A 25,286-nucleotide genomic window follows, 5' to 3' on the forward strand; every position below is an offset into this window, starting at 1 on the left:
CCTCAGGCGATGCCGCCACGTTCACGGGCGCGCCCTCGCACGGCGACGAGGTCGTAACCTCGGAGGCACACGAAGCACATCGCCTTTCGCTCGGCACCCCCGCCGAAGGTGGGTCGGGGAAGGTAAAGGTCACGAACGTTCTCTCCCCCGATGCGTTCCGCCAGCTCACTTCAGCCGTCCATGCAAGCGAGCAGAAACCGGCCGAAGTTGCCAAGAAGAGGGAGGAACACACACCGGATTCCCCCGAACAAGAACAGCAGTCGGTGCACGTGCACTCGAAATTCACGTTCGAGAACTTCGTGTACGGCGATGAGAACAAACACGCCTATCAGTCCGCCGTGCGCTTCGCCGCCATGGCCGACGAGCCCGGCACCTGCACGTCGCTCTTCATCTACGGTAAAAGCGGCCTCGGCAAGACGCACCTGCTGCTCGCGATCAAGAATTATCTCAACGAGCACAGCCCGCACCTGCGCGTGAAGTACGCGAACTCCCAAACATATGTCGAGGACTACATCAGCGAGCTCGCCATCTCGAAGAACCGCGCGGGCATCATCCTGCGCGAATACCACGACGCCGACGTGCTCATCATCGACGACATCCAGAACATCATCGGCAAGACGCAGAGCATCGAGAACTTTTTCTCGCTCATGGACGAGTTCATCCGCAACAACAAGAAGATCGCCATCGCGTCGGACCGCGCGCCGAAGAACCTCGGCATGGATGAGCGCCTCACGAGCCGCTTCAACGCCGGCATGCTCTGCCTCGTATCGGAACCAGGCTTCGAGATGAAGTACATGATTCTGAAGCGGTACTACGAGAACACGGTGCTGCCAGACGCCGAGGCCGAAGCGGCGGCCGTGGCACTCGACGGCACGGGGTCGCTGCTCGACACTCTCCGTTCCGGCGGTGGGAAGCTCACCGACGAGCAACTCCGCCATATGGCAGAAGTCTCCGGCACCAACATTCGCGAACTTGAGAGCTTCTGCGAGCGCTGCGCGGGCGCATCGTACGAGTGCGAGCAGAGCGGCCGAGAACTCACCGGCGAGGAGATAGACCGGATCGCCAACGAGTACTTCGATACGGCGCACAAGAAGATCCACATCGATACCGTCCAGTCGGTGGTCGAGGAGTTCTACCATGTGAGCCACGAGGAGCTGATCGGCCCGCGGCGCATGGCGAACATCGTGTTCGCACGGCATGTGGCCATCTATCTTGCCATGGACATGTGTGAAATGACGACACCCATGGTCGGCGCGGAATTCGGCGGAAGAAATCACTCCACCGTGCTCAGCTCCATCAAGGTGGTCGAGAAGAAGCTCAAGGAAGACCGAAGCCTCTGCGAAGATCTGCAGGCCATGAGGAACAAGATCATCCTCAAGTCGTAGCGCTGAAAGAGTTTGGGAACCCGCTGCGGCGACGAGGGTCCGCCCACGGGTGCAACCACTGCCAACCGGGGAGTTGAAAACATGTTGAGAGGCGCTCGAAAGCCTGTTGAAAACACGGGGGCAGTGGTGGAGAATCAAAGAGGTGCCTCGGCGCTGTGGAAAATAAGGGTGCTTGCCAACAGGTCGATGTTCAATAAAACAACGCGTCCAACCTGCCCGTATCCAAGCTTTCCACATCTTCAACGGTCTAATTGTAATAGTTGGTTTTAGATATATATCTATATATAAAAGAAAGGCGCGCCATGAAGTTCACCGTGAGTCAAGACTCCCTCGCCGATGCCCTCTCCGTCGTACTCAAGGGCGCGGGTGGCGCAACCACCCTACCCATTCTGAACGGCGTACTCATCAAAGCCTATGACGGCGTTCTGGAACTCCATACGACAAATACCGAGATCTCCATCAAGCACCGCATCACCGCGCGCGTGGATGAGCCGGGCGAGGCGGTCGTTCCCTGCAAGCTCTTCTCGAACATCACGAAGGCGCTGCCCGACGCTCCGGTGAGCTTCGAGGTCGTTGAGCGCCAGGCGGTTATCTCATGCGCCAAGAGCTCGTTCCGCCTGAACATGCTCGACCCCCGCGACTTCCCCGAGTTCCCTGCCTATGCTATCGAGTCGTGCGTCGACCTGCCGGTGAGCGTGCTTTCCGAGATGGTGTCGCGCGTGTGGCGCGTGGCGTCGAAGGACCGCAGCCGCGGAGTTCTCACGGGCGTTCTGATGACCGTGGAGAACAACACGATCCGCCTGGTTGCGACGGACTCATACCGTCTGGCTGTATGCGATACCCAGGTGGAGACCTCGAACCTGGAGGGAAGCTTCGAGGCGATCGTGCCCTCCGAGTCTCTCAACGACGCTCTCTCCGTCATGGGCGATGCACCGACCATCATGGTGGGCGTAACGGATGCCCAGGTGGTCTTCGAGGCGGGGAATACGTGCTACGTGACGCGCCGCATGAAAGAGTCGTTCCCCAGCTATCGCATGCTCATCCCCTCGGCGTGCGCGATGACGGCGAAGCTCGATAACGCCTCCTTCGCCGCGGCGGTGAAGCGCGTCTCGGCTATCGGTTCGGGTAACCCCACGCTGCGTTTTGATATCGACACCGAGGCGGGCGTGCTCAAGCTCACGCTTATCTCGAGCGATCAGGGCTATGCGAGCGAGACGTTGGATATCGAGGCTGAAGGCAAGAGCGGTTGCACGGGCTTCTCGTGCCACTACATCGCCGACTTCTTCAATATGGCGGGCCACGACAAGGACCTCACCCTCGAGATTCAAGATTACGGGCGCCCCGCCGTTTTCAAAACGTATGGCAAGGTCAATTACCTCTACCTCGCCATGCCGATTCGCTTGAGCGAATAGCGAAGACCTCTCAGCCGCCGTCATGTCCATATACGCGCGCACGCTCTCGGTTACCGAATACCGCAGCTTCCCCTCGTTCGAGCTCGATCTTGCCCGTGGCGTCACGGTGCTCGTGGGGCACAACGCCGTGGGCAAGACCAACCTTGTCGAGGCGTTGCAGCTGCTTACGTCGGGGCGGTCGTTTAGGAAGCCGTCACCCCGTGAGCTCGTCCGCGCGGGCGGCCCGCGCTGCTCGATGAAGCTCACGCTCGAGGGTGAGGGACGCGTGATCGATATGGGGTGCGTGGTCGAAGACGGCAAGCGGTCGTTCATGCGCAACGGCAAGCGGTGCCGTGCGGCTGGTGTGCGCGGCGTCGTCCCCTCAGTGCTCTTCTGTCCCGACGACCTAGACCTGGTGAAGCGCGGCGCCCGATTGCGGCGCGAGGCGCTCGACGGCTTCGGCATCCAGCTTAACGAGAGCTACGCCCAGCTGGCGAGCACCTACGAGCGTACCGTCGAGCAGCGCAACTCACTGCTCAAGGAGCCGTTCTGCACGCGTGACCTTCTGGACGCCTGGAACGACTCCATCGCATCCACGGGCGCGGCGCTTACGGTGCACCGCCTCGCGCTGCTGAGCCGTATTCGCGAACACCTCATCGATGTGTATACCGGGCTCTCGGGTGGCGAGGCTGCGGACGTTTCATATGTTCCCTCCTGGGGCGCCTCCGACGCCATCACGCTACCGGCCGCCGCCGATGCATCCTCGCGCGCCGACCGCATCGAGGCGGTGCGGGCGCGGATTGCGGCGGCCCTCGACGAGCGCGCCGGCGAGGAGCTGCGGCGCGGCATCACATTGGTGGGGCCCCATCGCGATGAGGTCGCGTTCACGATAGACGGTCGGGATGCCAGGACCTTCGCATCGCAGGGGCAGCAGCGAAGCCTCGTGCTCGCATGGAAGATCGCCGAGGTCGAGGTGACGCGCGAGATTCTCGGCAGGCCTCCTCTGCTTCTGCTCGACGATGTGATGAGCGAGCTCGACGAGACGCGCCGACAAGCGTTTCTGGGGCTCGTGGGCGGTGGCGTGCAGACGGTGATTACGACCACCAACCTCGGCTACTTTGATGATTCGGCGCTTGAGCGGGCGAAGGTGGTGAAGGTCGATGGGGGCAGCAGGTAGAACCGACGGAGGCTTCGAGCGCGAGCGGTCGACTGTTGCCGTCTCTTCGATCATGGGCCAGGTCCGGCAGGACATCGTCTCCCGTGCCACGCCCGAGCAGCTCGAGCGTATGCGCAAGGCAGAGGCGGCCCGCGGCGTCTACCGCGCGTGGAACGCGGTGTGCGGCGGCACGCGCGAAGGGGAGCACGTGACCGGCCTCAGGTATCTGTCCGATCAAAACAAGCTTCTCGTCTACCTCGACGATGCCGTGTGGACACAAGAGATGACGATGCTCCGCGAGATCATCCGCGCGCGCATGGAGCGCGAAGGGGCGAGGCTCGATGGATTCGTCTTCCGCACCACGAAACCGGGGTTCAAGCGCTCCGGCGTCGAGCGCCCGCGCGGGGAGAAGAAGGCGGCATCGACCCCGCCCAGCACCGCCCCTTTGAGCGCGGAGGAGGAGGGGGCCATCGACGCTGCGGTGGCGCCCATCGCCGACGATCGTTTGCGTAAATCGCTCAAAAAGGCCATGAAGGCGAGTATGGAGTGGAAAAAGGGTACCGACTTGAAAAACAAGGCGTAAATCCAATCTGGTGGCCTTGTAGAGGTACTCACACGCCGTAAAGACAGCGCGCGTATTCGGCTATCATAGATAGGCTAACTGAACTTTGCGATCTCACACGCAATCGATGTGGTCGAAAGGGAGAATACGTGGCAAAAAAGGAACAGTACGACGGTAGCGAGATTAAGATTCTCGAAGGTCTCGAAGCCGTTCGCAAGCGCCCCGGCATGTACATCGGTTCAACGAGTGCCAGCGGCCTGCACCATCTCGTATGGGAGATCGTCGACAACTCGGTCGACGAGGCCATGGCGGGCTTCTGCACCAAGATCGAGGTGACTGTGCATGCCGATAACTCCGTTACCGTTGTGGACAACGGCCGCGGCATCCCCGTGGACAAGCACCCCGTGAAGAAGATCCCCACGCTGGAAGTCGTCATGACGATCCTCCACGCGGGCGGTAAGTTCGACAACTCCGCCTATAAGGTTTCGGGCGGCCTCCACGGCGTGGGCGTCTCGGTGGTAAACGCCCTCTCCAAGAAGATGGTCGTGCAGGTCAAGCGCGGCGGCAAGATCTACGAGATGCAGTTCAGCCGCGGCAAGACCACGATGAAGATGAAGGAAGTGGGAACCGCTAAGAGCACCGGTACCACGACGACGTTCTGGCCGGATGACGAGATCTTCGAGACCACGGTCTTCGACTACGAGACGCTGCGCAACCGCCTGCAGGAGACGGCGTTTCTGAACAAGAACCTGAAGATCGTGCTCAAGGACGAGCGCGAGCTCATGCCGCGCGTTGATGAGTTCTGCTACGAGGGCGGCATCGTCGACTTCGTGAAGTTCCTGAACGAAGGGCGCGAGATCCCCGACGGACTCAAGCGCCCCATCTACCTGACGGGCAAGAGCGAGCCGGACGCTCCGGTCGACCGCACCGGCGAGGTCGAGGTCGCCCTGCAGTGGAACACCTCGTATTCCGAAACGGTCATGAGCTTCGCGAACGACATCTACACCCCCGAGGGCGGCATGCACCTTGAGGGCTTCCGCACCGCGCTCACCCGCGTGATCAATGATTACGCGAAGAGGCAGAACATGCTGAAGAAAGATACCGATAAGCTCACCGGCGATGACGTGCGCGAAGGCCTTGCCGCGGTCATTTCCGTCAAGCTTGCGGACCCGCAGTTCGAGGGCCAGACCAAGGCCAAGCTCGGCAGCTCGTTCATGCGCGCGCTCGTGCTCAAGGTCGTAACCGACGGCCTTACCGACTACCTTGAGGAGCACCCCAAGGCCGCCCGCGAGATCGTGAAGAAGGCGCAGCAGGCGTCGAAGGCGCGCAACGCCGCCCGTAAGGCCCGCGAGGCCACGCGCCGCAAGAGCCTGCTCGAAAGCGCATCGCTTCCCGGCAAGCTCGCGGACTGCTCGGTGCGCGATGCCGAGATGACCGAGCTCTTCATCGTAGAGGGCGACTCCGCAGGCGGGTCCGCGAAGGACGGCCGCCGCCGCGATATCCAGGCGATCCTGCCGCTTCGCGGCAAGATCTTGAACGTGGAGCGCGTGGGCGACCACCGTGCGTTCTCGAGCGATACCATCCAGTCGCTCATCACGGCGATCGGCACCGGCGTGACCACGAGCTTGGGCGATGGCGGCGACTTCGACATCACGAAGGCGCGCTACCACAAGATCATCATCATGACCGATGCCGACGTGGACGGCGCCCATATCCGCATTCTTTTGCTTACGTTCTTCTACAAGTACATGCGCCCGCTCATCGATGCCGGATACGTCTATGTGGCGTGCCCGCCCATCTTTGGCGTGAAGGTGCGCAACAAGATTCACTACGTGTATCCCAACGGCCGTCAGCCGGAGGAAGAGATCCTGCGCGACACCATCAAGAGCCTGGGGCTCAACCCCGACGATGATGGCGACGACGCGAGTGGCAAGGTCACCAAGAAGCGCCGCGGCTACACCGTTCAGCGCTACAAGGGTTTGGGTGAGATGGATCCCAAGCAGCTCGCCTCGACGACCATGGACCCCAAGACGCGCATCTTGCAGCGGGTTACCATCGACGACGCCGTGGCTGCCGACCGCGCTGTGCGCGAGCTCATGGGCAACCAGGTTGAGTTCCGCCGGGAGTACATCGAGAAGCACGCGCACGACGCCCGCTTCCTCGACGCCTAATGGGTCATTTTGGGACGGGTCCATTTTGAACCATCCTTGGGAAACCGAGCGGACCTGAATGGGTCATTATGGGACGGGTCCATTTTGAGTCATCGATTGATGCCAAGCAACGTGGCCTGATGACGTACTCGTCCCCATAGTCAGACTGGACGACCACGACGAAACCAGGAGGTAGTACGTGGCAGACGATATGAACAACACGCCGGAGACGCCGGAATCTGAGGGGTTGCCCGAGGATCTGAGGCGCCTGCTCGCCCGCGCCGAAAGCGACGACGAGGGCACCGACGTCTACGTCGAGGACGAGGGCGACGAGGAAGAAGAGGACGAGGGCGAGCTCGAGGAGAGCTTTGGCGACATCGACCGCGGTGAAGACGCCGGCGAAGACATCAACGGCGGTTCGCTGCAGATCAGCGAGTTCGGCCACGAGATGCGTCAGAGCTTCATCGAATACTCGATGTCGGTCATCACCGCCCGCGCCCTGCCCGACGTGCGCGACGGCCTGAAGCCCGTTCACCGCCGCATCCTCTACGCCATGAACGAGAGCGGCATCTACCCCAACCGTCCGCACAAGAAGTCGGCCTGGACGGTCGGCGAGGTTATCGGTAAGTACCATCCGCACGGCGATTCCGCAGTCTACGACACGATGGTCCGCCTCGCTCAGTGGTTCTCCATGCGCACCCCGCTGATCGACGGCCATGGCAACTTCGGCAACATCGACGGTGACTCCGCTGCGGCCATGCGTTATACCGAGAGCCGCCTGGCTCGTCCTGCCATGGAGCTCCTCCGTGACCTCCAGAAGGACACGGTTGACTGGCAGCCCAACTACGACGAATCGCTCGCCGAGCCCCAGGTGCTCCCCGCGCGCTTCCCCAACTTGCTCGTTAACGGCTCCTCGGGCATCGCGGTCGGCATGGCAACGAACATCCCGCCGCACAACCTCGGCGAGGCGATCGAGGCGACCTGCTACTACATCGACCATCCCGACGCGACGGTCGACGAGCTCATGCAGGTCATGCCCGGCCCCGATTTCCCTACGGGGGCGGTTATCATGGGGTCCGACGGAATTCGCCAGGCTTACGAGACCGGGCGCGGCTCCATCACCGTGCGCGCGAAGGCGCATGTGGAGTCCACCAAGACCGGCCGTAACCGCCTCGTGTTCACCGAGATTCCCTACCAGGTGAACAAGGGCACGCTGCAGGAGAAGATCGCTCAGCTCGTGAACGAGAAGCGCATCGAGGGCATCTCCGACATGCGCGATGAATCCACGAGCAAGGGTATCCGCCTCGTCATCGAGCTCAAGAAGGGCGTCATCCCGCAGGTCGTGCTCAACAACCTGTACAAGTTCACCTCGCTGCAGACCACCTTCGGCGTAAACAACCTCGCCCTCGTGGACGGCGTTCCCAAGTGCCTCTCGCTCCCCGAGATCCTGCGCTGCTACATCGACCATCAGGTCGACGTGGTGACCCGCCGCACGCGCTACGACCTCAAGAAGGCCCAGGCCCGCGCGCACATCCTCGAGGGCTATCTCCTCGCGCTCGACCACATCGACGAGGTCATCCAAATCATCCGCTCCTCGCAGACCGATGCCGAGGCCAGCGCGCGCCTCATCGATCGCTTCGGATTCACGCAGGAACAGACGAACGCCATCCTGGAGATGAAGCTTCGCCGCCTGACCGGTCTCGAGCGCGATAAAATCGAGGAAGAGCTCGCGGGGCTCCGCCGCGCCATCGCCTATTACGAGGACCTTCTGGCGCACGAGGAGAAGATCCTCGGCGTCATTAAGGAAGAGATGCGCGAGATCGAGAAGAAGTACGCCGACAAGCGTCGCACCGAGATCGCCGCGGCCGAGAAGGACCTCGATGTCGAGGACCTCATCGCCGACGAGGACATGGTCGTGACCATCACGCACACCGGGTACGTGAAGCGCATCCCGGTTGCCACCTACCGCTCTCAGAAGCGCGGCGGCAAGGGCGTTTCGGGCGTGAACCTCAAAGAGGACGACGTCATCGCCGAGATGTTCATCGCGAGCACGCACGAGTACGTGCTGTTCTTCTCGAATCGAGGCAAGGTGTACCGTCTTAAGGTGCATGAGCTGCCCATCGGCACGCGCCAAGCCCGCGGAACCGCGATCGTGAACCTCCTGCCCTTCGAGGAAGGCGAGAAGATTGCGAGCGTGATCAGCTGCCGCGAGTTCCCCGAGAACGAATTCCTGCTCTTCGCCACCAAGCAGGGCATGGTCAAGAAGACCGTGATGAGTGCTTACAACCGCAGCCGCCGCGACGGCATCATCGCCATCAACCTGAAGGCTGGCGACGACCTGCTCGACGTGCGCCGCGTGCGCGAGGGCGACAAGATCATCATGGCCACGACTGCCGGCAAGGCCATCATGTTCGAGGAGGAGCAGGTGCGCGCCACCGGTCGCGACACCTCGGGTGTGCGCGGCATCACCATGAAGGATGGCGCCGAGGTGCTTGGCATGGAGATCACCAATGGCAAGGGCGATCTTTTCGTGATCACCGAGCGCGGCTTCGGCAAGCGCACGCCGGTTGCCGACTATCCGTGCCAGAACCGCGGTGGCCAGGGCGTGTATACCATCCAGATGACGGCGCGCAAGGGTAACCTCGCTGCCATGAAGACGGTGGGCCCGCAGCACGAGCTCTTCATCATCACCGAGGGCGCTACGGTCATTCGCGTCAAGACGAGCGAGATCTCGCAGACCGGCCGCGCGACCCAGGGCGTGAAGATGATGTCGGTGGCAGACGGCGACCGCGTGACCGCCGTGGCCCGCATGACGAGCGCCAAGAAGAAGCCCAAAGCGACGGGCGTGGCCGAGGGCCAGATGTCGCTCGACCTGGGGGCAATCGATGGCGGCGATGAGCGGGTCGACATCGGTGCGGCGGACGAGGCGCTCGAGGATCTGATGGACGAGTAGCCGCCTCAACGCAAGCGAGTGGCTGCCTCATCGCATCGATTATCTCGTGAAAAAACGGCCGGGATCGAGCGCGCCCCCGGCCGTTTGTGTATTCATGCGCGAAGCTCCAACGTTCGGTCCACTTTTGGGAGCTTCTATTTGGGAGATGGTCCTAGACAGCCGCGCTTGGCGTTCCAAGATGAACGTATCCTGCGGTTTTACCTCACGGGGTGCGTAGTGCGCACGGTATCGCAGAATAGATGTTCCCAAAACTGGAACGAGCGCGCCCAGCCGCCTCGACGCGCTGCGCGCAATCTAGAAATCATCCGGTGAGAGCGTCTGCACGAACTGATCGAACTGCTTGAACTCATCCTCGCCGTTTTGTTGAGCCGTGCGATACGAGATAGTGCCGGCGCGGTTCATGACATCGTCCTCAACGAAGACGGGCGCGTTCGAACGCACAGCGAGAGCGAGCGCATCGCTGGGCCGCGCGTCGATGGCAAGCTCTTCGATCTGCTCGTCCGCACCTTCGCGCACAAGCACGAGCCGGGCGAAGAAGACGGGCGCATCAACGCGGTTGATTTCAACCCGCTCAAGCTTCACGTTAAGTTGACGAAGCGTCTCGATGAACAGGTCGTGCGTGATGGGGCGACCGTTGTTCTGGGAGTTGTCGATTCCGCGGCTGATTGCCGCCGCCTCGACGGACCCCGTCTGTATGGAAAGCGAGCGCGACGGTGCGTCGGCGCTCTCGCCGTTTCCGCGCTCACGCAGAACGATGACCGATGGAACCGGGCCGGAGGCCATGATGATGGTCTCGATGTCTACGCGAATCATTATGGCACCTCCTTGCTGCCGATTGCAGGCTGGCGTTTCTGCGCACCTGCGTTGCTCGGGACATCCGGGTTGGCAATGGTGTTGGGAAGCTGCCAACGGTGTACCCGTATTCGCTTGGGATACCTACCCAAAACTGGATAGTAATAGTACCCAAAACGTCTCGTATGTACAGAACCGCGTCAGGATGCGCGCCGTTATTTCATCTATCGGGCTATACTGGCTACGTAGCATTTGGCCGCTAGGCCGCGTTAACGGATATTGAGGAGAAAGCATGGCAGATCAGGAGAAGGCGCCGCTTGTCGGCATCATCATGGGGTCGAAGTCGGACCTTCCTACCATGGAGGGGTGCACGAAGGAACTCGAGGAGCTTGGCGTTCCGTACGAGCTGGTAATCGCGAGCGCGCACCGCAACCCCGATAAGGTGCATGAGTGGGCGGGAACTGCCCATGAGCGCGGGCTCAAGGTTATCATCGCTGCTGCGGGCAAGGCCGCGCACCTGGGCGGCGTGGTTGCCGCCTTCACGCCGCTTCCCGTGATTGGCGTCCCCATGAAGACGAGCGACCTCGGCGGGCTCGATTCCCTGCTCTCCATGGTGCAGATGCCTTCTGGTGTTCCGGTTGCGTGCGTCGCCATCAACGGTGCCAAGAACGCCGCCATCTACGCCACGCAGATTCTCGGTGCCACCATGCCCGAGTACCGCGATGTCATTGCCAAGATGAAGCAGGAGATGGCCGAGGCGTAACGCCGCGCCGAGGTGTCGCGCAAGCCCGCCCGGCAACGTTTCTTCTACATAGCAAACGAGTATGGCTATGCACCCAAAGCGCCGCCCGTGCTTCCCGCGGCGGCGCTTTGGGTGGTAATGATTCATCTCGCCGCGGCTGCGCTCCCCGCCGTGCCCGTGTCGGACTCGGGCGCCATGGCATCTGCAAAGGCGGTGTCGTCCACACGGCTCGTATCTTCGGGGTGGATGGTCATGCTCTGGAAGCGATTAGCCATATAGGCATTATCGAAGTGCTCTGCATAAAACTCTTCCACGGGCGTGCTGGCAGAGGTGCCCGAGACGCGTTCGAACCAGCAGTCGAGCGCCTGAAGCGTCATGACGGCGTTGACGAGCATGAGCACCGCGCACACGGTGGTGAGTGAGTAGCGCAGCTTCCATGGAATCATGTTGATGAGCTTCAGGAGCCACGGCAAGCAGAGCTTGATCCATACGAAGCCAAGCGCGCCCCACATGCACATGAACGGGGTGCTGGTGCGCCCCTGAAATACGATGGCGATGGGGTCGGGGATGCCGAAGAGCGTCATTCCGGTGTAGTCCCAGGCAACGGCGCCGAAGGCCGTCTGCATAAACCAGCTTACGAACGCCTCGAACACGCCGCCGATGATGGCGGACACAATGAAGATGATGATGGGGTTTGCCTTGTAGAAGCGGTTGAGCGCAATGGTGAGCAGCACGGCCCCGCAGCCATATATGGGTGAGAAGGGCCCGAAGAGGAGCCCCGCGCGGTCTTGATATACACCGGGATCAACCACGACCATGTGATAGATGACCTCAATGATGAGTCCGAGGACGCAGCACACCATGAAGACCCAGAACAAATTGAAGAAGTTGAGCTGAATGTAGCCCTTGCCTTCGAGGTCGCGCCCGAGCATGCCCTCTTCGGCCGCTTCTTGATCTGTGAGGTCGCGCAGACGGCGCTGGAGCATGCGCTCTTCTCGAAGCGACGGGTCGATCGTGATGGAGAGTGCGAGCAGAATGAAGAACTGGATGATGCCCGAGATGAGATTGGTTCCAATGCCGGACAGCATCACGTTGAAGAGCAACTGCACGAAGGTGGTTGCAAGCAGCAGATACGACCAGCGCCCGGCGTGACGGCGGCGATTCTTGAGGAGGGAACGGCCGAACACGATGAGGCCCACCGAGTTGACAACCGTGACCACGATGCTCAGCGCGACGATGATGACGGGAAGCGTTGGGTCCGTGCCGATTGAAATTGCCTCGGGGTTGGCGCCGAGGGCCCAGGCGATCATGCCAAGGAAGATGGCGACTACGGGAAGGGTGACGATGCCGTCGATCATGCAGAGCAGCCCGTAGACTTTGATAACGAACGGGACTTTTTTCTGCTGATCGGGTGTGGGGGTGTTGGGGTTGAGGTCGTTGCCGGGAAGGCCGTAGTCGGGCAGCTCGGATGCGCGCCCGGTCGCCTGCGATGAATTCATGGTTCTCCTCATGTGAAGTGGGGTGTAGAAAAGAGGAAATCGAAATGGCCCTAATGGGGCAATGATACCTTGAACCGGGTTGGCATGCACGGATACCTGCGATGTTTCGCTGTATCGTGATTAAACCGACGGTTGAAGGTGTTCTGCGTGGTGTGCTCAGACAGAAAAAGCCTCCATTGCTGGAGACCTGTACGTTTCTGGAGCGGGCAACGGGACTCGCGTATTCGCTTCGCGAATCCGCAGCTTCGGGCGCCTTGCACCCTCGCACGCTCGCTGGGAAATGCTCATGCATTTCCTCAGTCTCGCGACCTCTCGGTTCGAGTCCGTGTAGCATGCCCAAACAAAGAAGGGCCCCATTGCTGGGACCCCTTTCATTCATGGAGCGGGCAACGGGACTCGAACCCGCGAGTGTCAGCTTGGGAAGCTGATGCCTTACCACTTGGCGATGCCCGCGTATGTCTGCCGCGAACGGCGTACGGAGTAGTATAACCCGCGTCAATTACGCGAGCAAGAACGCTATCAGCGACTCTCCCCAATCAGCATGAAATCCGCTCGTATTCGCTTTGGCAGATTGAAAAAAGCCGTGTTCGCGATCCCAGCTCTCATTTTGGCGTGACGCCAACAAGTCGAGGCTGATAGCTTGGCCGGGTGCAGGCAGCGCGCGGTTCCCCTGTCTCTGTTCGGGGAGTGGTGTCCCTCGCCTGGGGCTAAGACAAATACTCAAAGATTGTATGAGCGAACAGGTTGAGCGCCTCCGTTCCGGGCGATGCTGATTGGTGCCAGCATGAGGCTACATGCGCCCGAGCTCAGGGTCGTCAACTTTGCGACGTATCGGGCGGCGGTCGTACCGGCGGAGCCCCTAACTTCCCCGCTTGGTCTTTCCTTTGAGCACGAACCCTGGGGCATGTGGGACATGGAGCGCTATGTGAGCCTGCTCATGGGCGAGATCCCGCGTCTGACCGACGACGCCGCGGGCTACGGCCCGCATGGTGCCGGCTACATTGCGCATGTTGACATTCCCGAGGAAGTGCAAACGGCATTCACCCTACTCAAAGAGCGGTTTCCCCATCTCATCCGCGAGGCAAATCCCGCGTTTGCGTCGTAACGCGAATTAATATCAACTGATGCTAACTGACGCTGCCTTGCACACATGTGGAGTGGGGACGCCTGCGGGATAGCGGGACATGTTGCACGGGATTTGTGGTCCGGAACCCGCTTTCCCACTCCCGGAAAAGAGCTTGCCTAACAAAACTTTCGGTTTTACACGGTTATATCGCAGCATGCCGAGTAGACCGAACTACGGTGCGCTTGTTAACTGCGGTTTTGTTGCGCGGATAATTCTGGCTACTCGGTGCATCGCGATATAACCGTGTAAAACCGAAAGTTTTTGATTTCCAAGGCTCGTGAGTGCCCGTTCCGCGCAAAATCGTGCCCGTCATTTGAACTGAGGCGCCCTGCGAGCCGCCCTGCCGCGCGAACCCGTACAATAGGTGTATCTGGCTGCAGCGCATCGCTGCGGCATAACCTGCCAGCAGCCCAATCGAAGGAGCTCGCATGATCGACCGTTATACCCGCCCGGAGATGGGCCACATCTTCTCGCTCGAGAACAAGTACGCCATCTGGCAGGAGATCGAGGTGCTCGCCTGCGAGGCTCACGCCGAGATGGGCAAGATCGGCATCACCAAGGATGAGGCCGCCTACATCCGCGAGCACGCTTCCTTCAGCAAGGAGGAGGTCGACGCCATCGAGGCCGTCACCAACCATGACGTCATCGCCTTCCTCACCAACATGGGCGAGTACATCGACAAGGACATTCCCGAGGGCGAGCCCAAGCCCAGCCGCTGGGTGCACTACGGTATGACCAGCTCTGACCTGGGCGACACCGCGCTCTGCTACCAGCTCGTCCAGGCGACCGACATCCTCATCGATGACTGTCGTAAGCTCGGCGAAATCTGTAAGCGCCGCGCCTTCGAGGAGCGCAACACCCTTTGCGTGGGCCGCACCCACGGCATCCACGCTGAGCCCATGACCTTCGGCATGAAGTTCGGCAGCTGGGCCTGGGAGCTTCGTCGCGACCTGGACCGCCTTATCGACGCCCGCGCGAACGTGGCCTTCGGCGCCATCTCCGGCGCGGTTGGCACCTACAGCTCCATCGACCCCTTCGTGGAGGAGTACGTCTGCGAGCACCTGGGCCTTGTGCACGACCCGCTGTCCACGCAGGTCATCAGCCGCGACCACCACGCCTACCTGGCGGGTGTCCTCGCCACCACCGCCGCTACCTGCGAGCGCATCGCCACAGAGATCCGCAACCTCCAGAAGACCGACACCCTCGAGGCCGAGGAGCCGTTCAAGAAGGGGCAGAAGGGCAGTTCTGCCATGCCGCACAAGCGTAACCCCATCACGCTGGAGAAGGTCTGCGGCCTCTCGCGCGTGGTGAAGGCCAACGCGCAGGTGGCCTTCGATAACGTGGCGCTCTGGCACGAGCGCGACATCAGCCACAGCTCTGCCGAGCGCGTGGCGCAGGCTGACAGCTTCATCGCGTTGGACCACATGTTCCAGTGCCTCATCCGCATCGTGGACGGCCTTATCCTGTACCCTGAGCAGATGAAGGCCAACCTCTACAAGACCCGCGGCCTCATCTTCTCCTCGAAGGTGCTGTTGGCGCTCGTGGACACCGGTATCACGCGCGAGGAGGCCTACGCCATCGTGCAGGAGAACGCCATGGCTACGTGGCGCGAGGTGCAGCAGTGCCAGGCCGGCACCACCTTCCGCGAGAAGCTCGAGGCCGACCCGCGCTGCACGGTGCCGTCCGAGAAGCTGGATGAGATCTTCGACCCGTGGGACTTCCTCACGCGCATTGACCGCGTTTTCGACCGGCTTGAGGAGCTTGACTTCAGCGCATAGTGCCAAATGCCCCCATTTCGGGGGCTTTCGCGCTTTCGTGGGGTACTTTGTGCAATTCTTTGTGCAATTTCGACCCGGTGTTTATGGATGAGCCTGGGTAGGCGAGCGCTATGTTAAGACGTTTGCGCAGGTAGTGCGGGTACAGATCTCTCAGATGCCTGCGTTCCCCGTAAAATACCGGGTCGAAATTGATGATATGGTGCAACGACATCCCCAAGATTTATCTAATGCATCGCGGGGATAATCGATGCGGGGAATTCTACGCTGCCGGCGAGTACGGCTGCTATGAGATGGAAAGAGGGTCGCATGGTCGCGATTGACTTCACGCCGCGGGGCGTGTGCTCCAAGAACATTCACGTAGAGCTCGACGATGCAGGCGAGACGATCGAGCAGATCGAGTTCACCGGAGGTTGCAACGGAAACCTCAAGGCAATCTCGAAGCTCGTTGCGGGCCAGCCGGTCGAGCACGTGACGCAGATCCTTCGCGGCAACACGTGCGGTCCGCGTAAGACCTCGTGTGCCGACCAGCTCTGCTGCGCCCTCGATGCCGCCCAGGCCGAGGCTCGTGCGTAATCGCAGCAAAACAGGACGACGAGCTGGAGAGTTGCATGTTCCGTACGTTGGATAACTTGTTTGATCGGGCGCGGGGCGCACGCGGTCGCAGTGGCGCGGGGGAAGGCCGCCCGCAGGGAGGGGTTACTCGCCGACGCTTCGTGCAGGGAACCGTTGCTGCTGCGGGAGCGGGCATGGCGGCTATCGCGCTCTCCTCTTGTTCATCGGGCGGAGATTCCCAGCAAGAAGACGGGGAACCGCAGGTTGTAACCGATAGCTCGCAGATTGTCGCGGTGCTGGACGGCGACTACGAAAACGTAAGCAACAGCTTGAGCGCGTCGTCGACGTGGTCTCTCCCCTTGGGAACCATGCTTTTCCACAACGGTGGCAATACCTGGGCCGCGGCGATGCTCACGCCGGAGTCGGCGACGAGCGTCAATACGGTTGGCGTGCTCAGCCTGTCGAGCGGCAACCTCACCACACTATTAGATGTCGCAAGTTTGGGAGCGTCTTACAGCTTCTTCGACGTGCGCTGCTCGGACCAGGTGTACGCGTGGATCGAGATAAACTACACCGATGGCTCGTGGGTTCTGCTTGGCCAGGGCCTCTCCAACGGCGCGCTCTACGGCAGCCCTGTTCAGCTGGACTCAGGCGATAGCGATTGGGAACCGCCGCGCTTTACCGTGTGGAATTCGAGCGTCATCTGGCAGAAGATGCCGCTTGCAAGCGGTAATCGAACAACGGAGTACTCGCATTGCTATATCTGGACCGTGGGGTCAAGCGAGGGTCAGGAGATTTACGAATCGCACGGCCGTTTCGCCACGACTCCCCGCGTCTCGGGGTCGGTGCTTACCATTGCGCCGCGCGTGCGCGAGGGAAGCGGCGTGTACTATGGCATGACCGCGGTAGACATCACGTCGAGTTCGTATGACCAGATCGATCAGCTCGTTTTGCCCCGGACGGTATCGCCGTTCGATGCGACCTACATGAACGACCAGTTCGTCTTCTCGATCGAGGCGAGCTACTCGGGGGTGGGGAGCTTGGGAAATATGGGGACGTTCATAGGAAAAGAGGGCGGTCCCTATCTCTACCTGCGCCGCGAACCTTTGGCTCAGGTCGCGGGCAACGGGTCTCGATATCTGGTGAAATCCCAGGCATCGCACTTCGTGATCGATACCGAGGCGCAGAGCTATGCGGTATTGACCTCGCCTGACCGCTCGATTGATTACGGCGATTTCCCAGCGACAGAGGGAGCGAGCTCCCAGTTCCTAACCTTCGCCACGGTGCGTGATGACACCGGTGTGCCGGCGAGCGTTACCGCCCGCGTGTTTTCAATCTAATCGAATGTGACGATCCGTTTTGGCGCGTTGCGTCGAGGCGGGCTCAGTAGCGAGGTTGCGCTCTGCATCGGGGTGAGCTCTGCATCTTCCTCCCGTGTTCTCGGGCAACAATCGGACACCCGTGATGTTCTCGGGCGGGATTCGGACGTTCACCTCGTTCTCGGACGACATCTGGACGCTCGATTGATTGTCGGGCGACAATTGGACGCATTCAGCGCCTTGAGCGTACCAAACACGCCCGAGAACGCGGTGGATGTCCGAATGTTGCCCGAGAACGCTGCAGTGTCCGCATCCCGCCCGATAACGAAGCGTCACTTTGCGCTCAGGCGAGCGTTCGCGGCTGCAAGCACGGGTTCAATCTCCGCGGCGCTCAAGCCATGCGGGGGCTCGGGTGCGGCATCGAGCGGCAGCAGCTGCTTTTCCATCCAGGTGACGGAAAGCCATTGCCCCAGCTTGAACCCACAGGCGGTATGCTCGCCGCACACGCGATAACCGTGCCGCTCATGAAAAGCGATCGACCCGGTATTTGAAGACGTGATGCACGCTTCGCTCATGCGAATGCCCTGAAGACGCATGAGTTCTTCGAGGGCATCGAGCAGCGCCGAGCCGAGCCCGTGCCCCTGATGCTCGGGGGCTAGATAGATTGAAATCTCGGACGCCCAGTCGTATGCAGGGCGCGAGCGGAATGATCCGTTGTAAGCGTAGCCAGCAACAGCGCCGCTATCTGAGTCCTCTGCCACGAGATAGGCAGCTCGATCGAGCGTCACCTGGATGCGTTGACCGAACTCCTCGACCGTGGGCACCTCGAGCTCGAAGCTCACGGACGTATCGGTCACGTACGGTGCGTAGATGGCAAGGAGCGCGGCTGCATCAGCGGGCGTGGCGGTGCGAATTCGGTAAGACATGTGCCCTCCGGATAGAAAACGGCTGGTCGGGTAATAATCAATCAATGGAGCTCCGCCGGCCGGTGCGAATCGCCCGGCGAACGTTCCCGTTGCCCAGTGTATCGCTGCGTGCGATACAATGTGATGGTTCTTTACAGATTGAGAAGGGAGCCTCGATATGGCTTCGGATGCAAGAAGGATCCTGCTCGTTGAGGATGAGAAGGCTATTCGCGATGCCGTCGCGGCTTACCTGGAGCGCGAGGGCTACTGGGTCGTCGGCGTTGGCGACGGGCAGTCTGCGGTCGAGGAGTTCGAGAAGCATCAGTTCGACCTCATCGTGCTCGACCTCATGCTTCCCAAGCTCTCGGGCGAGCGCGTTTGCCGCGCCATCCGCGACACGTCGGATGTGCCGATCATCATGCTTACCGCGAAGGGCGAGGTTGAGGACCGCATCATCGGTCTCGAGCTCGGTGCCGACGACTACCTCATCAAGCCGTTCAGCCCCCGCGAGCTCGTCGCCCGCGTCCGCGCGCTGTTCCGCCGCACGCATCTAACAGATGAACCGCAGGTTGAGGTGCTCGATTTTGGCGATCTCGTCATCGATATCTCCGGTCATAAGATTCTTGTCGAGGGCAAGGAGGTTGACCTCACCGCTTCTGAGTTCAAGCTGCTTACCACCCTCGCGCGCCATCCTGGCCGCGTGTACAACCGCATGGAGCTCGTGGAGAAGGTGCTCGGCTACGATTTCGAGGGCTATGAGCGCACCATCGATTCCCATGTGAAGAATCTTCGCGCCAAGCTGGGAGACGACCCCAAGCACCCCAAGTGGCTCTACACCGTGCATGGTGTGGGATACCGCTTCGAGGCGCCGCAGCAGCCCGCTGACAACAAGGCCGAAGCCAAGTAGCTTCTGCGGCTGTTTAGCGCCATGTTCCCCGCTCGCGTCGAAATCGGACAAAAGCATAAGCAGCAAGACGAGGCGAGTTCCCGCGCGAGCTGGAACACGCCTCGTTCCGATACGCGCTCGGGCATGAGCTATGCCACGCGCATGGCTTCCTCGTTCGCGCTCACCTCCGTCATGACCGTGCTGGTGCTCGTTGGTGTGGTCGCCGTGGTGTGGAGCGGCGTGTTCTCGGATTACACGCGCGCGAACATGACGGATATCGCGCAGAGCACGGCGCAGCGCCTCGCCCAAGAGTACGAGCTGAATGGGAAGTGGAGCACGTCGTACCTGGCGTCGGTTGCCGATTCAACGCTCTCGAGCGACGATATCGGGTTGCAGGTGGTCGATGCCGAGGGCACGATCATCTACGACGATTCCTGGCCGGCTGCGGCGATGGTCGGCTCAGCTCAGGGTAGCAGCGAGCCAAGTTCCCATAGCCTTATCTCGAGCGCCCCGACCGACGCGGCCGCTTCGGTTACCCGCGACATCACGCTTACCGATGGCACGGTGGTTGGGCAGGTGCGCCTGTGGGTGTTCGGTTCGGACGCGCTGCTCAGCAAGGCGGACACGGCGTTTCGCGACCGCACCTTCAACGCGATGTTCCTCGCCTCGATCATCGCGGTGGCCATCTCGGTGATCATCGGCATCCTCGTGTCGCGCATGCTCACCAACCCGCTCCGTCGTATTACCGGCACGGCGAAGCAGATCCGTGACGGCGATCTTTCGGCACGTACCGGCCTCAAGGGCGATGACGAGATCGACCGCCTTGGCGAGACCTTCGACGAGATGGCGACCTCGCTCGAGAAGGACCTCAAGCACGAGCGCCGCATCACCTCGGATGTTGCGCACGAGCTGCGCACGCCGCTTATGGCCATGCTCACTACGGTCGAGGCCATGCAGGACGGCGTGCTTCCCGCCGACGACGAGCACCTGGAGACGGTCGCCTCCGAGACCCGCCGCCTCTCCCGCCTCGTGCAGCAGATGCTCGACCTCTCGCGCATGGAGAACCGCACGGCGCCGCTCAAGCTCGAGCAGATCGACACGGTGCGCTTCGTGCGCCGCATCGTCGACAGCCAGCAGCAGCTCTTCAACGACCACGACCTGCGCCTCCGCTTCTCGGACGACACGCAGGGCCGCCCCTCGGGCATCGAGGCCGATCCCGATATGGTCACGCAGGCGGTGGTCAACCTCATGAGCAACGCCATGCGCTACACGCCCGAGGGCGGCTGGGTCGTGGTCTCGGTGCGCACCTCTCGTCGCAACGTGCAGATCATCGTGTCCGATACCGGCATCGGCATCGCGAAAGAGGACCTTTCGCGCATCTTCGGCCGCTTCTGGCGGGCCGATGCGAGCCGCGCTCGCGAGGCGGGCGGCCTGGGCGTTGGCCTTTCGGTCACAAAGCAGATCGTCGAGCGCCACCACGGCTACATCTCGGTCGAATCTGAACTTGGAAAAGGTACGACGTTTACGATTCATCTGCCCCGTGAGCACACGGCAGAACCTTCATCCTCTACAATAGAACACTAGGCTGCGCCGTGCCCATGTGCTGGGGCATCGTGGCGCAGGCAATGCAACGCAATCGTCTTTGAGGAGATGACTCACGTGGCCAACATGGAGCGCCGTCCGGATTCCCGCGGCAAGGTTCGCGATATCTATCAGGCTGGAGACAACCTGCTTATGGTCGCAACCGACCGCATCTCGGCTTTCGACTACATCCTGCCGGACGAGATTCCCTTCAAGGGCGAGGTGCTCAACCGCATCTCGGCCTTCTGGTTTGAGAAATTCGCCGATATCGTTCCAAACCATCTGGTGTCGATCGATCCCGCGGATTTCCCGGAGGAGTTTGCCGAGTATCGCGACTACCTAGCTGGCCGGGCCATGCTGGTGCGCCGCGCGGAGACCATCCCCGTCGAGTGCATCGTGCGCGGTTACCTCACCGGCTCGGGCAAGAAGACCTACGACGAGGACGGCACCGTGTGCGGCATCAAGCTGCCCGACGGCCTCACCGAGGCATCCAAGCTCCCTGAGCCCATCTTCACCCCGTCCACCAAGGCTGCCATCGGCGACCATGACGAGAACATCTCGTTCGACCGCACGGTAGAGATCGTGGGCGCCGAGATTGCCGAGCAGATTCGCGATCTGTCGCTGAAGATCTACACCGCCGCCTCCGAGTATGCTGCCACGCGCGGCATCATCATCGCCGATACGAAGTTCGAGTTCGGTGTCATCGACGGCAAGGTTACGCTCATCGACGAGTGCCTCACGCCCGATTCGAGCCGTTTCTGGCCGGCAGACTCCTATGAGGAGGGCAAGGTTCAGCCGAGCTACGACAAGCAGTACGTGCGCGATTGGCTGCGCGCCCATTGGGATATGACGGGCGAGGTGCCCCATCTGCCCGCCGAGGTGATCGACGGCACGTCTGCGCGCTATCGCGAGGCGTATCAGATCATCACGGGTACCGCATTCGAAAGCATGAAGGGAAACGCATAAGTGAGTATCAGGAGCGCTAACAACAAGCGTGTGCAGAACCGCGAGTACGCGGGCGCGTCCCGTAAGTCGGCGGCCTCGGCGAAGCCCGCGCGCGCTGCGGCGAGCTCGGTACGCGTCGTGCCCGCGAGCGCGAAAGCTCGTCGCCGCGAGGCCGAGCAGGGAGAGTCGCTCGAGGGCCTTTCCAAAGAGGAGAAAAAGGCGCGCAAGCAAGAGCTGCGCATCAAGGAAGACCGCATGTACTCCGCGGCCAACATCCTCATGAAGAACGATGCGGAGTACCGCTCCAAGCGCCGCATCTTCTGGGTGCTCATGGCTATCGGCGTGGTTGCTATCTTCCTGGTGTGGTTCCTGCTCATGGGTGTGCTTAGCTCGCTTCCCGAGAACGTGACCGGAGTGCTGCAGATCGTAGGCCTCGTTCTTGCCTACGGCTTTGTGATCGGCGCCTTCATCTTCGACATGGTGAAGATTCGCCCCATCCGCAACTTCTATAAGGCGCAGGTGGCGGGCATGACCGACCGCAGGGTGCTCGAGATTCTTGAGGATGCCGACACCAAGGATAAGAAGGACTCCAAGAAGGCTGAGGACGACAAGCCGACTGAGGAGCCCGTTCAGAAGAAGCGCGGGCCTAAGAAGAACCATCGTTCCCGCCGCTAATTTGATATTGTTTATCTCATAGCAGCCAGGCCGAGCGTCCCTTCCAAGTGGTGCGTTTTGGTCTGGCTGTTGCTTTGCCCAGAGAAACGGAGTAACGATCATGATCAAAGCAGCGCTCACGGTTGAGGATGCCAAGGCCGGCATGCGTTCCTTGGCGCCGCAGATCGAGCGGTACGCAAGCCTTATCGTTCGCAAGGGCGTTCATGTTAAGCCGGGGCAGGAACTGGTGATCATGTCTCCGGTCGAGACGGCTGAGTTCGCGCGCACGCTGGTGAGGTGCGCTTACGAGGCTGGTGCCGGGCACGTCACGGTGGTGTGGAGCGACGACGCGGTGACGCGGCTCACCTATGAGAACAATGAGCTTTCGTATTTCGAGCAGATGCCGGAGTGGCAGCGGACCCAGTACGAGACGCTCGCCGAGGCCGGTGCATGCTTCGTGTTCGTAGAGGGCTCCGACCCCGAGGCGCTTAAGGGCATCGATCCGGCGAAGCCGACTGCCGCGAGCCGTACGCGCAACACGCAGTGCCAGCGCTTCCGCCGGGGGCTGGACTTCAATATTAATCCGTGGTGCATCGCGGGCGCTCCGGTTGCGTCGTGGGCACGTCACGTGTTTCCCGATGTGCCGGAAGAGGTGGCCGTCTATAAGCTATGGTGCGCCATTCTCTCGGTTTCGCGCGCGGATGGGGAAGATCCAGAGAGCGCGTGGGAGCTGCACGACGCGACGTTCGAGAAGAACCTGCGGTTTTTGAACGAGCACCATTTCTCGGCGCTGCGCTATGAGTCTGCGAATGGCACAAATCTTACCGTTGGGCTTACCGACCGCCATATCTGGGCGGGAGGGCGCAGCGAGACGCCGGACGGGCACCCGTTCTTCCCCAACATCCCTACCGAGGAGGTCTTTACCTCTCCGCATCGCGAGCATGCCGACGGCATTGTGTACTCTGCGCTTCCGCTTATCCATGCAGGCAACAAGGTGGATGACTTCTGGCTGCGTTTTGAGGGTGGCCGCGTGGTCGATTGCGGTGCGCGGATTGGCGCCGACGTGTTGCAGAGCATCCTCGACACCGACGAGGGCGCCCGCCGCCTGGGCGAGGTTGCGCTCATTTCGAAGAACACGCCCATACGCGAGAGCGAGACGCTGTTCTACGACACGCTCTACGACGAAAACGCGAGCTGCCACTTGGCGCTGGGCGTGGGATTCCCCGAGTGCTACGCCGGTGGTTACGAGATGACGCCCGATGAGTTGCGCGCGTGCGGGGTGAACGCCTCGACCACTCACGTGGACTTCATGATCGGTGCGGACGACCTCAATATCACGGGCATCATGCCTGATGGCAGCGAGGTGCCGGTGTTCGTTAACGGCCAGTGGAGCTGGGAGTAGCATCTTCGGTAACGGAGCGGTAACGGCGCGGTTTGCTTGAGCTGCCCTGTTTGAGTTGCTCTGTCTAAGTTGCCCTGCCTGAACTGCATGCGCGATGACGGTTGTCTCTGAGTGCCCGTCGCTTCTGGGCGAGATTCATGCGCTGTGAACGGTTCGGGCGACATCTGAGCTCCAAGGGCGTTATCGGGCGGGATTTGGACACCTCCGATCTCCGGGCGTGATTCGGACGCTGCAATCGACTTCGGGCGACATTTCGCCAGAATGGGCCTCGAATATGTCCGAATCCCGCCCGAAGACGTCGCATGCGTCCAGAATTCGCCCGAAGATGGGGCGCATTACACGAGAGCGCCGATAGATTTTTAACGCGCTCAATCTCTTTCGAGGTTGTGTCCTATGAACGTAGGGCCACCGTTTCGACAGCGTGAGAGCTGCAGTGGAGGTCCATGAAGAGTGGGTATTGCTCGACGATTTGGGTAATATGGAATTACAAGTGAATCCCATATTTCACGGAGGTGGTCGCATGGCACTTCTTCAGACAACCATCGATGATGATGTTAAGAAGCGCGCCGATGAGGTTTTTGCTCGGAGCGGGCTTACTTCGGCGATGGCGGTGCGGGTTATGGTCACGCAGGTGGCGAACACCGGTGTGAGTCCCTTTGATGGCCTCTTTCTCGGCAAGGGCGGCCGGGCGTACTCCGATGAAGTGCGCAGAGCCATGGTGCGGGAGGAGGCGAAGGAGTATGGGATCATTCCAGACGACGCACAAGACGACCCAGCTAGGGTCCCTGACGATCTTCTGGATACTTGGGGCATCACAGCCGAAGAGGTTGGGCAATGAGAGGCTCGGCATATGAAGTCCGAGCGGGGCGCGACTTCTGGAATACGCTCACACCGCTCCGCCCCAAATATACGCGCGAGCAGTTTGCTGAGATCATCCGCATCATAAAGGCGTGTATCGCTGAGCTTGCTCAACATGGATACGTTGACGAGAGCGGTTGGGCACAGCATATGCTCGAGAAGTCTCCGTTCAATGATGGACTGCATTACAAGTTTCACGTCTTTGACGATGACGTGCTCGTTGTCTACCTCAAGCGCGAGCAGCGCAGGGTGATTCGCATGGTCGGCGTTTTCGACCACGAGTCGCTTCCGTCCTTATAGCAGGCGAGCGAGCGCCGCGTGGGTTTCGGGCGCTTTTTTGGACGCTGCAGATGTATTCGGGCGACAGCTCGCCATATGTGTAGCTAAAAGCGGTGAGATATTGCCCGGAAATGGCCGCGTTCGTCCAAAGCGCGCCCAAAGATGAGGCGTGGCAAATAAGGGGATTAAACTAAAAACGCCTCCATGAACGGAGGCGTTGGCAAGCGCGGGTGGGCCGTTAGGGGTTCGAACCCTAGACCTTGGGATTAAAAGTCCCCTGCTCTGCCAGCTGAGCTAACGGCCCGTGTGGAGCTATTGTAGCACGTTGGACGGATCTCGCACGGTGGCCGTTATGTTCTTCGTCGTAGGAT

The 25,286-nt window shown here is 61.0% G+C and carries 21 protein-coding genes and 2 tRNA genes; 18 read left to right on the top strand and 5 right to left on the bottom strand.

Translation table 11 applies throughout. From position 1 onward, the window contains the following. The 6 genes from AC1VS5_RS06435 to gyrA form a co-directional block, all read left to right on the top strand. Positions 1 to 1,385 (top strand): DnaA ATPase domain-containing protein (locus tag AC1VS5_RS06435; RefSeq protein ID WP_481218096.1); only part of this gene is annotated, 1,385 nt, incomplete at its 5' end. A gap of 302 nt (positions 1,386 to 1,687) precedes the next feature. Then, entirely contained in the window at positions 1,688 to 2,797 is a 1,110-nt protein-coding gene (gene dnaN, locus AC1VS5_RS06440; RefSeq protein WP_417057594.1) for a DNA polymerase III subunit beta, read from the top strand. A gap of 22 nt (positions 2,798 to 2,819) precedes the next feature. Then, on the top strand, positions 2,820 to 3,953 hold the full coding sequence (gene recF, locus AC1VS5_RS06445; RefSeq protein WP_481218097.1) for a DNA replication/repair protein RecF: 1,134 nt from the start codon (positions 2,820 to 2,822) through the stop codon (positions 3,951 to 3,953). Next, on the top strand, positions 3,937 to 4,515 hold the full coding sequence (locus AC1VS5_RS06450; protein ID WP_481218098.1) for a DciA family protein: 579 nt from the start codon (positions 3,937 to 3,939) through the stop codon (positions 4,513 to 4,515). The genes recF and AC1VS5_RS06450 overlap by 17 nt, the downstream gene beginning before the upstream one ends. A gap of 128 nt (positions 4,516 to 4,643) precedes the next feature. Next, on the top strand, positions 4,644 to 6,665 hold the full coding sequence (gene gyrB / locus AC1VS5_RS06455) for a DNA topoisomerase (ATP-hydrolyzing) subunit B (protein WP_481218099.1): 2,022 nt from the start codon (positions 4,644 to 4,646) through the stop codon (positions 6,663 to 6,665). 190 nt (positions 6,666 to 6,855) lie between these two features. After that, a complete protein-coding gene (gyrA, locus tag AC1VS5_RS06460; protein WP_417046644.1) occupies positions 6,856 to 9,597 on the top strand; it encodes a DNA gyrase subunit A in 2,742 nt (913 codons plus the stop codon). A 294-nt stretch (positions 9,598 to 9,891) separates the two neighbouring features. Here the strand turns inward: gyrA and AC1VS5_RS06465 are convergent, their stop codons facing one another. Then, a complete protein-coding gene (locus tag AC1VS5_RS06465) occupies positions 9,892 to 10,410 on the bottom strand; it encodes a bifunctional nuclease family protein (RefSeq protein ID WP_481218100.1) in 519 nt (172 codons plus the stop codon). 271 nt (positions 10,411 to 10,681) lie between these two features. Between AC1VS5_RS06465 and purE the strand changes: the two genes are divergently transcribed. Further along, positions 10,682 to 11,152, top strand: a complete 471-nt coding sequence (purE, locus tag AC1VS5_RS06470) for a 5-(carboxyamino)imidazole ribonucleotide mutase (RefSeq protein WP_481218101.1) — start codon at positions 10,682 to 10,684, stop codon at positions 11,150 to 11,152. A gap of 122 nt (positions 11,153 to 11,274) precedes the next feature. Here the strand turns inward: purE and AC1VS5_RS06475 are convergent, their stop codons facing one another. After that, the gene (locus tag AC1VS5_RS06475) at positions 11,275 to 12,630 is read right to left on the bottom strand and encodes a putative ABC transporter permease (RefSeq protein ID WP_481218102.1); all 1,356 of its coding nucleotides are present in this window, start codon (positions 12,628 to 12,630) and stop codon (positions 11,275 to 11,277) included. Positions 12,631 to 13,008: 378 nt separating this feature from the next. Continuing rightward, positions 13,009 to 13,083 (bottom strand) — tRNA-Gly (locus AC1VS5_RS06480). Positions 13,084 to 13,414: 331 nt separating this feature from the next. Here AC1VS5_RS06480 and AC1VS5_RS06485 point away from each other — a divergent pair. The 4 genes from AC1VS5_RS06485 to AC1VS5_RS06500 all read left to right on the top strand — a co-directional run bounded on the left by AC1VS5_RS06485 (position 13,415) and on the right by AC1VS5_RS06500 (position 17,426). Next, positions 13,415 to 13,735, top strand: coding sequence for a hypothetical protein (locus AC1VS5_RS06485; protein ID WP_481218103.1), 321 nt, complete (start codon positions 13,415 to 13,417; stop codon positions 13,733 to 13,735). A 449-nt stretch (positions 13,736 to 14,184) separates the two neighbouring features. Continuing rightward, positions 14,185 to 15,534: an adenylosuccinate lyase gene (gene purB, locus AC1VS5_RS06490; protein WP_481218104.1), complete on the top strand. Its 1,350-nt coding sequence runs from the start codon at positions 14,185 to 14,187 to the stop codon at positions 15,532 to 15,534. Positions 15,535 to 15,840: 306 nt separating this feature from the next. Further along, complete coding sequence (locus AC1VS5_RS06495) at positions 15,841 to 16,107, top strand: TIGR03905 family TSCPD domain-containing protein (protein WP_329739176.1); 267 nt, start codon at positions 15,841 to 15,843, stop codon at positions 16,105 to 16,107. Between the two features lie 173 nt (positions 16,108 to 16,280). Next, a complete protein-coding gene (locus AC1VS5_RS06500; protein ID WP_230197192.1) occupies positions 16,281 to 17,426 on the top strand; it encodes a hypothetical protein in 1,146 nt (381 codons plus the stop codon). Between the two features lie 311 nt (positions 17,427 to 17,737). On the opposite strand, the gene AC1VS5_RS06505 is transcribed toward AC1VS5_RS06500, so the two are convergent. Then, a complete protein-coding gene (locus AC1VS5_RS06505) occupies positions 17,738 to 18,331 on the bottom strand; it encodes an N-acetyltransferase family protein (protein WP_481218105.1) in 594 nt (197 codons plus the stop codon). Positions 18,332 to 18,488: 157 nt separating this feature from the next. Here AC1VS5_RS06505 and AC1VS5_RS06510 point away from each other — a divergent pair, with 157 nt between their 5' ends. The 7 genes from AC1VS5_RS06510 to AC1VS5_RS06540 all read left to right on the top strand — a co-directional run bounded on the left by AC1VS5_RS06510 (position 18,489) and on the right by AC1VS5_RS06540 (position 24,936). Continuing rightward, on the top strand, positions 18,489 to 19,217 hold the full coding sequence (locus AC1VS5_RS06510) for a response regulator transcription factor (protein WP_019127392.1): 729 nt from the start codon (positions 18,489 to 18,491) through the stop codon (positions 19,215 to 19,217). Positions 19,218 to 19,238: 21 nt separating this feature from the next. After that, complete coding sequence (locus tag AC1VS5_RS06515; protein ID WP_481218106.1) at positions 19,239 to 20,780, top strand: sensor histidine kinase; 1,542 nt, start codon at positions 19,239 to 19,241, stop codon at positions 20,778 to 20,780. 84 nt (positions 20,781 to 20,864) lie between these two features. Further along, positions 20,865 to 21,743, top strand: a complete 879-nt coding sequence (locus AC1VS5_RS06520; RefSeq protein WP_481218110.1) for a phosphoribosylaminoimidazolesuccinocarboxamide synthase — start codon at positions 20,865 to 20,867, stop codon at positions 21,741 to 21,743. Next, entirely contained in the window at positions 21,744 to 22,397 is a 654-nt protein-coding gene (locus tag AC1VS5_RS06525) for a hypothetical protein (protein WP_481218107.1), read from the top strand. It begins immediately after the preceding gene. Positions 22,398 to 22,497: 100 nt separating this feature from the next. After that, positions 22,498 to 23,778 carry an aminopeptidase gene (locus tag AC1VS5_RS06530; protein ID WP_481218108.1) on the top strand — a complete coding sequence of 427 codons (1,281 nt, stop codon included), beginning with the start codon at positions 22,498 to 22,500 and terminating at the stop codon, positions 23,776 to 23,778. A gap of 520 nt (positions 23,779 to 24,298) precedes the next feature. Continuing rightward, positions 24,299 to 24,616 carry a type II toxin-antitoxin system RelB/DinJ family antitoxin gene (locus AC1VS5_RS06535; RefSeq protein WP_022349759.1) on the top strand — a complete coding sequence of 106 codons (318 nt, stop codon included), beginning with the start codon at positions 24,299 to 24,301 and terminating at the stop codon, positions 24,614 to 24,616. Next, positions 24,613 to 24,936: a hypothetical protein gene (locus tag AC1VS5_RS06540; RefSeq protein WP_481218109.1), complete on the top strand. Its 324-nt coding sequence runs from the start codon at positions 24,613 to 24,615 to the stop codon at positions 24,934 to 24,936. Before AC1VS5_RS06535 ends, AC1VS5_RS06540 begins: the two co-directional genes overlap by 4 nt. Before the next feature lie 210 nt (positions 24,937 to 25,146). On the opposite strand, the gene AC1VS5_RS06545 is transcribed toward AC1VS5_RS06540, so the two are convergent. Then, positions 25,147 to 25,219 (bottom strand) — tRNA-Lys (locus AC1VS5_RS06545). Between the last annotated feature and the right edge of the window lie 67 nt (positions 25,220 to 25,286).

The organism is Enorma sp., assembly GCF_982429025.1.